Origin of the sequence: Microbacterium natoriense (genome assembly GCF_030816295.1) — a bacterium.
Classification (GTDB): Bacteria; Actinomycetota; Actinomycetes; order Actinomycetales; family Microbacteriaceae; genus Microbacterium; species Microbacterium natoriense_A.
Map to the genome: position 1 here is coordinate 3,181,027 of NZ_JAUSXV010000001.1, position 11,890 is coordinate 3,192,916.

The window sequence follows — 11,890 nt, forward strand, 5'->3', positions numbered from 1 at the left end:
CGACTGGGGTAGCCGTTCGGGACCGGATTGGCTTTACGTATGCTGGGAGTCGTGCCGTCACCCACACTCGTCTCCGACGCCGTCGCTGATCGCCTGCACGTCTTCGTGGAGCGGATGCGCACGGAGGCTGTGGAGTATGGTCCGGACGCAGCCGCCCTGATCGATGCCGGCGAACGCACGCTGGTCGGCGGCAAGCGGCTGCGCGCCCGGTTCTGCCATTCGGGGTGGCAAGCGGTCGCGCGTTTCGCCGATCGCGATGCCTCAGAGACGCCCGCCGTGTGGGACGTCTGCGCCGCGCTCGAGATCTTCCAGTCGGCTGCCCTCGTGCACGACGATCTCATCGACAATTCCGACACTCGCCGCGGGCGGCCGGCAGCACATCGCGCTCTCGAGGGCGCGCACGCGGATGCGGGCTGGAGCGGAGACGCAGCGGCCTTCGGCCGATCCGCCGCCATCCTGCTCGGCGATCTCCTCGTCGCATGGAGCGACGACCTGCTGGAGCACGCGCTGGAGAGGCATCCTCTCGCCCCGCGCGTTCGCCGCGAGTACGCACGTATGCGACGTGATGTGACCGTGGGGCAGTTCCTCGACATCGCCGAGGAGTCGGCCTGGAGCGTGAACGCCGCAGACTCGCACCTGGAGCGCGCCCTGCGCATCGTCTCGCTCAAGTCGGCCCGTTACAGCATCGAGCAGCCGCTCGTCCTCGGCGCGGCCTTCGCGGGCGCCGACGAGGAGCAGCTGAGTGCCCTGCGACGATTCGGGCACCCCGTGGGCATGGCTTTCCAGTTGCGCGACGACGTACTCGGAGTCTTCGGCGACTCCGCGATCACCGGGAAGCCCGCCGGAGACGACCTGCGCGAGGGGAAGCGCACCGCGCTCGTCGCCCTCACGCGACAGAGCATCGACATCTCGGCACGGAACCTGTTCGACGAGATGCTCGGGGATCCCGAGCTCACGGTCGAGCAGATCTCCTTCCTGCAGGCCACGATCAAGGCGTCTGGAGCACTCGGCCGCGTGGAGACGATGATCGACGATTACGCCGTGGCCGCCGACCGGGCACTGTCCGGCGCTCGTCTCGAGAACGCGGCGGTCGGAGACCTGCGCGATCTCGCCCGGGCCGCGACAGCCCGTTCGGCCTGATCAGGCGAGCGTACGCGCGATGCGTCGCACTTCGCTCTTGTGGCCGGCGAGGAGCGCATCGATCGGCGAGCGTCCCATGGTCTCCTCCTCAGACAGCAGCCAGTCCACGGTCTCGTCGTCGGTGAAGCCCGCATCCTGCAGCGCGATGATGGTGCCGCGCAGCGACGGGAGCGGGTGTCCGTCGACGATGAAGACGGCGGGAACGGCGAAGACGCCGCTGCGCTTCGAGCCCACCAGATAGTGCTCGTCGATCAAGCGGCGCACACGACCGAGCGGTTCGTCGAGAACCTCGACGAGGTCGGGCATGGTCAGCCAGGCGGACACGTTCTCAGTTGGTGCAGACACGTTGCCAACTATCTCACCTCTGCGCGCAGGACGCATATCTTCACTCCAGTAACAACTTTCACTTGGGTCACTCTTGTTGACTTCTGTTTACATACGTGCCAGCGTGGGCAGACGTCGAACAAGGGGGAACCGTGAGACTGAACACTGCAGCCCGACGCACCCGCTATCTGCAGATCGGCATGCCGGCGGCGGTGATCGGCACCCTCACCGGGAGCATGGCGGTCGTCCCCGCCACTGCGGACGTCGCCCCTGTTCATTCCGAGATCCGGTCGACTCCGGCCCTCCGCGTGGTGCCAGCTTCCGTTCCGACGGCCTACGTCGTCCAGCCCGGCGACACCATCTCCGCCATCGCGGAGCGTCATGGTCTGCGCACCGCTGACGTTCTCGCCTGGAACGGGCTCACCTGGCGATCGGTCATCTATCCGGGTCAGACGCTCTCCCTCGCCGGGACGAGCGCACCGGCCACCGTCCCCGCGGCCGCCCAGACCCACGTCGTCGTGGCCGGCGACACGGTATACGGCATCGCCCAGAAGTACGGCACCTCCGTCGATGCGGTGCTCGCCGCCAACGCGCTCACCCGCGCATCCGTGATCTACCCCGGTCAGAGCCTGCTCGTCTCGGGTGCTGCGGCCGCCGCCCCGGCAGTCGCACCTGCGACAGCCCCTGCGGCGGTGACGACCTCCGCAGCCGGTGCGCAGACGCACGCCGTCGTCGCGGGCGACACGCTCTTCGGGATCGCCCAGAAGTACGGCACGACGACGGCGTCGCTGTACGCCTGGAACGCGATGACCGCGCAGTCGATCATCTATCCGGGTCAGAGCATCGTCGTCTCCGCTCCCCCGGTGCAGCCCGGCGGCCAGCTCAGTGCGACGCTCGACGCCGAACAGGCGGCGAACGCGGCCCTCATCATCACGATCGGCCGTCAGCTCGGCGTCTCGGACCGCGGCCTCGCGATCGCCCTGGCCACCGCGATGGTCGAGTCCGGTCTGAGGAATCTCGATCACGGGGATCGAGACTCTCTCGGGTTGTTCCAGCAGCGCCCGAGCACCGGATGGGGCGCTGCAGAGCAGATCCTCGACGCCGACCGCAGCACGCGGGCCTTCTTCGGCGGTCAGAACGACCCGAACGGGCAGATCACGCGCGGCCTGCTCGACGTCGCAGGCTGGGAATCCCTGCCGTTCACGGTCGCGGCGCAGACCGTGCAGATCTCTGCTTATCCCGACAAGTACGGGCAGTGGGAGACTCAGGCGTACCAGTGGCTCGCCCTCCACGGGTGACGTTCGCGGCAAACCGTCAGGCCCGAGGGGCGAGCCGTTCCGCGGGCTTTCAGTCTCCCTTCCCTAGAATCTTGACGTGACGACCAATCAGCAGGCCGACCCCCTCATCGGGCGACTTGTCGACGGTCGCTACCGCGTAAGGGCCCGCATCGCCCGCGGAGGCATGGCGACGGTGTACGTCGCGACGGACCTTCGGCTCGAGCGTCGCATCGCGCTCAAGGTCATGCACGCGCACCTGAGCGACGATTCCAACTTCCAGAGCCGCTTCATCCAGGAGGCTCGGGCCGCCGCCCGTCTGGCGAACCCGCACGTGGTCAACGTCTTCGACCAGGGGCAGGACGGCGAGCTCGCCTACCTCGTGATGGAGTACCTGCCCGGCATCACGCTGCGCGAGCTGCTGCGCGAGCAGAAGCGCCTCACCATCTCGCAGACCATCACGATCATGGACGCCGTGCTCGCGGGTCTCTCCGCTGCGCACCGCGCCGGAATCGTGCACCGCGACGTCAAGCCCGAGAACGTGCTGCTGGCCGAAGACGGTCGCATCAAGATCGGCGACTTCGGCCTGGCCCGGGCGACCACGGCGAACACCGCGACGGGGCAGCAGCTGCTGGGCACGATCGCGTATCTCGCCCCGGAGCTCGTCACGCGCGGCACCGCTGACGCGCGCAGTGACATCTATGCCCTGGGCATCATGCTGTACGAGATGCTCGTCGGCGAGCAGCCCTACAAGGGCGAGCAGCCCATGCAGATCGCCTTCCAGCATGCGACCGAATCCGTGCCGCGCCCCAGCGTGCGAAACCCGGGCGTTCCCGAGCAGCTCGACGAGCTCGTGCTGTGGGCGACCGAGAAGTCTCCCGACGAGCGGCCCGACGACGCGGGGCAGATGCTGGAGCGTCTGCGCGAGATCGAGCGCGATCTCGGCGTCGCCCCTGCCGTCGCCGCCACGAACGCTCCGCAGCGCACGCACGACTCCGGAGACCTCACCAAGGTCATGCCGCAGACGGCGGTCCTGGCCGATCCCACCGCTCCGGTCACCCCGTCGGTCGACAACGCCACGCTGCTGCGGCGGCGCTCGTCGAAGCGGCGTGCGCGGGGCGCCTTCCTGCTCACGCTCGTACTGCTCCTCGCGACGGTCGCGGGTGGAGTCGGCTGGTGGTTCGGTTCCGGCCCCGGGTCGCTGATCGCTGTGCCGGCAGTGGCCGGAATGACGTACGAGGATGCCGCGAACGAGCTGACGGCCGACGGCTTCGAGCCGCAACGTCAGGACGAGTTCTCAGTCGACGTCGATGCCGGGGTCGTGATCGACAGCGACCCTGGCGCGGGCGAGCGGCTCGACAAGGGCATGCCCGTCGTGCTGATCGTGTCGAAGGGACCCGCCTCGCACGACATCGGCGCCGTGGCAGGGCAGGATGTGGAGGCCGTCCGGCAGATCCTCGCTGCGGCGAACCTGGACATCGCCGACGACGAGCAGTACTTCGACGACCTCGACGGCGGCAAGGTGCTCAACGTGCGCATCGCACCCCGCGCCGGCGGTGACGCCTTCGGCTGCGACCAGGGCTGCACGGTGTTCGAGAAGGACACCGCGACGATCCAGGTGTCACTGGGCCCGGTTCCCGACGTCAGCGGCATGACCGTCGATCAGGCGACGAAGACGCTCACCGACAAGGGCCTCGTCGTGAACCCCGAGAGCCAGACCGTGTTCAGCGAGGACGTCGCGAAGGACAAGGTCATCGGCCATGCCGACCGCGCCGAGGCCGGATCGTGGCGCCCGGGCGACACGATCCAGTTGATCGTGTCGAAGGGGCCGCAGCTGTACGACGTCCCGGATGTCACGGGCATGACCCGGGACAAGGCGAAGGAGGCGCTGGGCGCCGCCGGATTCCAGTGGACCTACACGAGCGACACCATGATCCCCGATGTCGCGTGGGATCTGCTCGACAACAAGAACACCAAGGTCGTGTCGTACAGCCCGACCGATCCGCAGCGCAAGGGCGCGACCATCGTGCTGCAGATGGGCCTCAAGGACTGATCTGAAGACACCCGCCGTTCACTCTCGAGACGCGGGTTCGTCACCTCGACGGCACCTCCACGATGCCTGGCCGCAACACGCTGGCGAGTACGCCCGTACCCGCCCACCTGGAGTGTGTCCCCATGCCCTCTCGTTCCCTTCCCGCCGCGCTGCTCGCGACCTGCCTGCTGGCCGGTGCCGTGACGGCCGCCGCAGCACCGGCATCCGCAGCCCCCGCACCGTCAGGCGTCTTCATCCGCACGGCGACCTATCCCGTGTACCTCAACGTGCCCGAAGGCGTCGATCCCGCTGCCGAGACCGTCGCCGAGATCTCCACGATCACCGAAGACGGCACCGTCGTGTACACGGATGCGATCGGGAAGCGCATCGGCTTCATCGACGTCACCGACCCCGCGACACCGACGGGAACAGGAACCGTGTCGCTCGCCGATCTCGGCCATGCCGACGATCAGCCCACGTCCGTCGCCTCCTACCGGGACTTCATCCTCGTCGTGATCGACGAGACCGGCGGCGACTTCGCGAACCCCCAGGGGCGTCTCGACGTGCTCCGCGCGTCCGACCGCACCGTGCTGCGCTCGATCGATCTCGGCGGCCAGCCCGACTCGATCGCGATCTCTCACGACGGCGCCTACGCTGCGATCGCGATGGAGAACCAGCGCGACGAGGATGCCGCGCCCGCAGGCGGGAAGAAGGGCGACCTGCCACAGCTCCCCGGCGGCTTCGTGCAGGTGCTCGACCTCGGCGCTGATCCCGCCTCGTGGACAGCGACGCCCGTGCCGTTCCTCGACGAGGCCGGCGTGCCGCTTCCTGTCGTCGCCGCGGCCGGACTCGACACCCCTCAGGACCCCGAACCCGAGTACGTCACGATCAACGACGACAACGAACTCGCCGTCACCCTGCAGGAGAACAACGGGATCGCCGTGATCGATCTCGAGACGAAGTCGCTGACCTCGGTGTTCTCGGCGGGCAGTGTCGCTCTCACCGGCGTGGACACGGTCAAGAACGGACGCATCGACCTCACCGGCTCCCTGCCTGCGGCGCCTCGAGAGCCCGACTCGATCGCCTGGGTCGGCGACGGCCTCGTCGCCACCGCGAACGAGGGCGACTGGAAGGGCGGCACCCGCGGGTGGACGGTCTTCAGCACCGAGACCGGCCAGCCGGTGTGGGACGCGGGGAACTCGTTCGCGAACATCGCCGTGCAGTACGGCCTGCACAACGAGGATCGCGCGGCCAAGAAGGGCGCGGAACCCGAAGGGCTCGCCTTCGCCGAGTTCGACGGCACTCCGTACGCGTTCGTCGCGAGCGAGCGATCGAACTTCGTCGCGGTGTACGACATGACCGACCCCGCGTCGCCGCGGTTCGATCAGATCCTGTTCACCACCAACGGCCCCGAGGGCATCCTGCCCGTGCCGTCGAAGAACCTGCTCGTCGTCTCGAGCGAGACGGACGACGCCGGTGCGGGCGTGCGCGCCTCGGTGAGCGTCTTCTCGTTCGGCGCCGGTCAGTCCTCGCAGCCGAGCATCGTCTCGGACGTCGTGGACGGCGCGCCGATCGGCTGGTCGGCTCTCGGTGCACTGTCAGGCCACCCCACCGACCCTGCCGTGGTCTACGCCGCCAGCGACGCGGTCGTCTCCCCCGCGACGATCTACACGGTCGACGTCTCCGATGAGCCGGCGCGAATCACCTCGGCGACGGCGGTGACGGAGAACGGATCACCGGCGGCACTCGATGTCGAGGGCATCTCGGCATCCGCCGACGGCACGTTCTGGCTGGCCGTCGAAGGCGCATCGGGCGCCGGCGACACGATCGTGCACACGGATGCGGGCGGAGCCGTTCTCGCCAGGTACCCGTTGCCCCCGGAGATCGCCGCGCACGTCGGCAAGTGGGGTTTCGAAGGCGTCACGACCACGGGCGAGGGCGAGGATCTGCGGGTCTGGAGCGTCATCCAGCGTCCGCTCTGGAACGACCCCGCAGATCTCGCCGCCGGCGGGGTCGATGGCGACGACGTCGCCCGCATCGGGCGTCTGAACCCTGCGAGCGGTGCGTGGGAGTGGTTCGGCTACCGCCTCGAGCACACCACCGCGAGCGGTGACTGGATCGGGCTGTCGGAGATCACCGCGATCGACGACGACACCTTCGCGATCGTGGAACGCGACAAGCTGAACGGTCCGGCCGCTGCCGTCAAGCGCGTCACCCGCGTCGAGATCCCGGCGGACGCTGCGGCATCCGTCTTCGGTCAGTCTCTGACCGTCCTCGACAAGTCGACCGCGATCGACGTGCTGCCAGCTCTGCGCTCCACCGCCGGATGGACCCAGGAGAAGCTCGAGGGCTTCGCCGTCGCTGCCGATGGGCGCCTGTACGGCGTCACGGACAACGACGGACTGAAGGATGCGACGGGAGAGACCGTGTTCCTCCGGCTCGGCGCAGCCGCCGACGTCTTCCCCGAGGTCACGGCACCGGCGGAGGCCTCCATCGCTGTCAGCGCGAGCACGGTGAAGGCCGGGGACACGGTCGAGGTGACGGGCTCCGGCTTCCCCTCCGAGACCGCGGTGCGCGTCGAACTGCACAGCGACCCTGTGGTCCTCGGGACGGCGACGACCGATGCGCAGGGAGCCCTGCGCCTCACCGCGATCGTCCCCGCCGCGACCGCTGCGGGTGCGCATGAGATCGTCGCCGTCGCCGGCGACGTCACGGCGAGGACGGGGATCACCGTGACAGCCGGAGGCGTGACCGCGCCGGGCACCGGAGGGGTCACGACGCCGGGCACCGGCGGGGCCTCGACGGGGAATCTGGCCACGACGGGTGGCGACGATGCCTGGCTGCTGCCTGTCGCGATCGGTGCCGGCGTCCTGCTCATCGCCGGTGCCGCGCTCACTCTTCTGCGCCGTCGCGCACGCGGCTGACCCCACACGCCGCTCCATCTGTACGCGCCGCACGACGGCCGCCGGCAGAGACGAAGAACCGCCCTTCCGATCCGGAAGGGCGGTTCTTCGTCTTTGCGGAAGAGAGCTCAGCGCTTCTCGAGTTCCTCGGCCACGAGGAACGCCAGCTCGAGCGACTGCATGTGGTTCAGGCGCGGGTCGCACAGACTCTCGTAGCGGGTCGCAAGGGCGGCCTCGTCGATCTGCTCGGATCCTCCGAGGCACTCGGTGACGTCATCACCGGTCAGCTCGACGTGGATGCCGCCGGGGAACGTGCCCACCGCGCGATGCGCCTCGAAGAAGCCCCGAACCTCGTCGACGACGTCGTCGAAGCGACGGGTCTTGTAGCCGGTCGGGGTCGTGATGCCATTGCCGTGCATCGGGTCGGTGACCCACAGCGGCTGCGCACCCGAGTCGCGCACTGCTTCGAGCAGCGGCGGGAGCGCATCGCGGATCTTGCCTGCCCCCATGCGCGTGATGAACGTCAGGCGGCCGGGCTCGCGATTCGGGTCGAGCTTGTCGATCAGAGCGAGAGCGGTCTCGGGCGTGGTGGTCGGGCCGAGCTTCACGCCGATCGGATTGCGGATCTTCGAGAAGTAGTCGACGTGAGCTCCGTCGAGCTCGCGCGTGCGCTCCCCGATCCACAGGAAGTGAGCCGAGGTGTTGTACGGGGTGTCCGTGCGCGAATCGATGCGCGTCATGGGGCGTTCGTAGTCCATCAGCAGGCCCTCATGACCCGTGAAGAACTCGACCCGCTTGAGCTCGTCGAAATCGGCGCCGGCGGCCTCCATGAACTTGATCGCGCGGTCGATGTCGGCCGCCATCCGCTCGTAGCGCTGGTTCGCCGGGTTCTGCGCGAAGCCCTTGTTCCACGAGTGCACCTCGCGGAGGTCGGCGAAACCGCCCTGGGTGAAGGCGCGGATGAGGTTCAGCGTCGAGACGGCCGTGTGGTACCCCTGCAACAGGCGGCCGGGATCTGCTCGACGCGAGCCCTCGGTGAAGTCGTAGCCGTTGACGATGTCGCCACGGTAGGCGGGAAGCGTGACGTCGCCGCGTGTCTCGTCGTCGCTGGAGCGGGGCTTGGCGAACTGGCCGGCCATGCGGCCCATCTTCACCACGGGCATCGAGGCGCCGTATGTGAGCACCACGGCCATCTGCAGCACGGTCTTGATCCGGTTGCGGATCTGCTCGGCCGTGGCGCCGGCGAACGTCTCCGCGCAGTCGCCGCCCTGCAGCAGGAAGGCCCGGCCGGATGCCGCGCGCGCGAGTCGGTCGCGGAGGTTGTCGACCTCGCCCGCGAAGACGAGCGGCGGGAGCGCGGCGATCTGCTGAGAGACCTCGGCGACGCGTTCGGCATCGGGCCACTGGGGCTGCTGCTTGATGGGGAGCGAGCGCCACGCGTCAAGGGCGTCGATGTGGTGCTGTTGCATGCACCCAGCCTAGTGGTCGACGGGTCTCAGGAGCGTCGTGAGGCGGCGGCTGGAAGGCGGTCCTTCACGGTCGACGCGTAGACGTCCTCGTACTCCTGCTCGCCCAGCCTCTGCAGCGCCACCATGATCTCGTCGGTGACGGACCGGAGGATGTAGCGGTCGTTCTCCATGCCTGCGTAGCGGGAGAAGTCGAGCGGTTCGCCGATGACGATCCCCACCCGCATGACGCGAGGAACACGGCGGCCGATCGGCATCGCCGTGTCCGTGTCGACCATGATCACCGGGATCACCGGGACCTTGGCTTCCAGCGCCATCCGTGCGATGCCGGTGCGACCGCGGTAGAGCTTTCCGTCGGGGCTTCGCGTGCCCTCGGGGTAGATGCCGAGCAGGTCGCCGCGACCGAGAACCTGAAGCCCTGTGTTCAGCGACGCCTCTGATGCCTTTCCGCCTGAGCGGTCGATCGGGATCTGGCCGGTCGCGCTCATGAAGAAGCGCGTGGCCCAGCCCTTGATGCCCCGGCCGGTGAAGTAGTCGCTCTTGGCGAGGAACGACATGGACCGGTCGAGCATGAGGGGCAGGAAGATCGAGTCTGCGAAGGACAGATGGTTGCTCGCGAGGATGGCTGCGCCGTTCGCGGGCACATTGGCCCTCCCGACGACCCAGGGGCGGAAGACCGCCTTGACCACGGGGCCGATCACCACGTACTTCATCAGCCAGTAGAACATCGGGTGAAGTCTAGCGCCGAGACCGGCATCCGTTCACGACGGCGACTGAGTCCCACCCCGGATGAAATTGAGTCCCATGCCTTAGACTCGTTGCAACACCGTGCCCGACCGGTACCGAAGGAGCTGCCGTGGTTCAGTTTGAAGTCCCCGCCGTCGTCCCCGCCGACCCCGATGCGAACATCGCCGACATCCTCGTGAAGCGGGTCGAGGCCACTCCGGATCGCGCTCTCTTCTCCGTGCCGGATGGTGCCGGCTGGCGTGACATCACCGCCGCCGATTTCCAGACCGCCGTGATCGCCCTCGCCAAGGGCTTCGCCGCCGCGGGCATCCAGCCCGGCGAGAAGGTCGGGTTCCTCGCGCGCACCACCTACGAGTGGACGCTCGTCGACTTCGCGCTCTTCTACGCCGGTGCAGTGATGGTGCCGATCTACGAGACGAGCTCGCCGAGTCAGATCCAGTGGATCCTCGAGGACTCGGGCGCGATCGCCCTCGTCGTCGAATCGCCCGAGCACTTCGCGCGCGTCGACGAGGTCCGCGGTGACCTCCCGCTGATCCGCGAGGTCTGGCAGATGCACCTCGGGGCGATCGACACGCTCACCGCGCAGGGAGCCTCGGTGACGGATGCCGAGATCGAGCGCCGCCGCAATCTCGCCGTCGGCAGCGACATCGCGACTCTTATCTACACGTCCGGATCCACCGGGCGCCCGAAGGGCTGCGTGCTCACGCACAGCAACTTCGTCGAACTGGCACGCAATTCGGCGAAGGCGCTCGACAAGGTCGTCCAGACACCCGGAGCCTCAACGCTGCTGTTCATCACCACCGCGCACGTGTTCGCCCGGTTCATCTCGATCCTCGATGTGCACGCTGGCGTCCGCACCGGACACCAGCCCGACACGCGGCAGCTGCTGCCCGCCCTCGGCTCCTTCAAGCCCACGTTCCTGCTCGCGGTGCCCCGCGTCTTCGAGAAGGTCTACAACTCCGCCGAGCAGAAGGCCGAGGCCGGCGGCAAGGGAAAGATCTTCCGTGCCGCGGCTGACGTCGCCATCGAGCATTCCAAGCTCCTCGAAGAGGGCAAGCCGGTTCCCTTCGGCATGAGGCTGAAGTTCGCCCTGTTCAACAAGCTCGTCTACAGCAAGCTCCGCGAGGCGATGGGCGGCAACGTCGTCTACGCCGTCTCCGGGTCCGCACCCCTCGGCGCCCGTCTCGGCCACTTCTTCCACAGCCTCGGCGTCGTGATCCTCGAGGGCTACGGTCTCACCGAGACCACCGCCCCGGCGACCGTGAACCTCGCGGACAAGTCGAAGATCGGCACCGTAGGACCGGCGCTTCCCGGCGTCGGTGTCCGTCTCGCGGACGACGGCGAGATCGAAGTGCGCGGCATCAACGTGTTCAAGGAGTACTGGAACAACCCGCAGGCCACGGCGGATGCCTTCGGCGAGGGCGGATGGTTCCGCACCGGCGACATCGGCAGCTTCGACTCCGAGGGGTTCCTCACGATCACGGGACGCAAGAAGGAGATCATCGTCACCGCCGGCGGCAAGAACGTCGCCCCCGCCGCCCTGGAGGACCCGATCCGCGCGAATCCGATCATCGGACAGGTGGTCGTCGTGGGCGATCAGAAGCCGTTCATCGCCGCGCTCGTCACCCTCGACCCCGAGATGCTGCCCACGTGGCTGGCGAACAACAACCTCCCCACCGACATGTCGCTGTCGGATGCATCGACGAACCCTGCAGTCCGTGCAGAGATCCAGAAGGCCGTCGACGCCGCGAACGCACGCGTCTCGCGAGCGGAGTCGATCCGCAAGTTCACGATCCTGGACTCGGAATGGACCGAGGCGTCGGGTCACCTCACTCCGAAGCTCTCGATCAAGCGCAACGTGATCATGAGCGACTTCGCCGACGAGATCTCGGCGATCTACGACGAGCCCGTCGCGACCACGAACGTCGCCATCGGAGGCTGAGCAGCCTTCGACGCATGACGAAGGGCCCCGTTTCCGCGGGGCCCTTCGTCATGCGTGGAGGA

The 11,890-nt window shown here is 68.1% G+C and carries 8 protein-coding genes; 5 read left to right on the forward strand and 3 right to left on the reverse strand.

What is annotated here, in order from left to right; genetic code table 11:
- The first annotated feature begins 39 nt into the window (after nt 1-39).
- On the forward strand, nt 40-1,140 hold the full coding sequence (locus tag QFZ53_RS15025) for a polyprenyl synthetase family protein (RefSeq protein ID WP_373426293.1): 1,101 nt from the start codon (nt 40-42) through the stop codon (nt 1,138-1,140).
- On the opposite strand, the gene QFZ53_RS15030 is transcribed toward QFZ53_RS15025, so the two are convergent.
- On the reverse strand, nt 1,141-1,446 hold the full coding sequence (locus QFZ53_RS15030) for an Rv2175c family DNA-binding protein (protein ID WP_292908463.1): 306 nt from the start codon (nt 1,444-1,446) through the stop codon (nt 1,141-1,143).
- Nucleotides 1,447-1,616: 170 nt separating this feature from the next.
- Between QFZ53_RS15030 and QFZ53_RS15035 the strand changes: the two genes are divergently transcribed.
- The 3 genes from QFZ53_RS15035 (at nt 1,617) to QFZ53_RS15045 (ending at nt 7,694) form a co-directional block, all read left to right on the forward strand.
- Nucleotides 1,617-2,762, forward strand: a complete 1,146-nt coding sequence (locus QFZ53_RS15035; RefSeq protein WP_307297811.1) for a LysM peptidoglycan-binding domain-containing protein — start codon at nt 1,617-1,619, stop codon at nt 2,760-2,762.
- Between the two features lie 76 nt (nt 2,763-2,838).
- Nucleotides 2,839-4,791 (forward strand): Stk1 family PASTA domain-containing Ser/Thr kinase, encoded by a 1,953-nt coding sequence (gene pknB / locus QFZ53_RS15040; protein WP_307297812.1) that lies wholly within the window; start codon nt 2,839-2,841, stop codon nt 4,789-4,791.
- Nucleotides 4,792-4,913: 122 nt separating this feature from the next.
- Nucleotides 4,914-7,694, forward strand: a complete 2,781-nt coding sequence (locus QFZ53_RS15045) for an esterase-like activity of phytase family protein (RefSeq protein WP_307297813.1) — start codon at nt 4,914-4,916, stop codon at nt 7,692-7,694.
- A gap of 107 nt (nt 7,695-7,801) precedes the next feature.
- Here the strand turns inward: QFZ53_RS15045 and QFZ53_RS15050 are convergent, their stop codons facing one another.
- The gene (locus tag QFZ53_RS15050) at nt 7,802-9,142 is read right to left on the reverse strand and encodes a class II 3-deoxy-7-phosphoheptulonate synthase (protein ID WP_307297814.1); all 1,341 of its coding nucleotides are present in this window, start codon (nt 9,140-9,142) and stop codon (nt 7,802-7,804) included.
- Between the two features lie 26 nt (nt 9,143-9,168).
- Nucleotides 9,169-9,867 (reverse strand): lysophospholipid acyltransferase family protein, encoded by a 699-nt coding sequence (locus QFZ53_RS15055; RefSeq protein WP_307297817.1) that lies wholly within the window; start codon nt 9,865-9,867, stop codon nt 9,169-9,171.
- A gap of 128 nt (nt 9,868-9,995) precedes the next feature.
- Here QFZ53_RS15055 and QFZ53_RS15060 point away from each other — a divergent pair, with 128 nt between their 5' ends.
- Nucleotides 9,996-11,828, forward strand: coding sequence for an AMP-dependent synthetase/ligase (locus QFZ53_RS15060; RefSeq protein WP_307297819.1), 1,833 nt, complete (start codon nt 9,996-9,998; stop codon nt 11,826-11,828).
- Nucleotides 11,829-11,890: the final 62 nt, after the last annotated feature.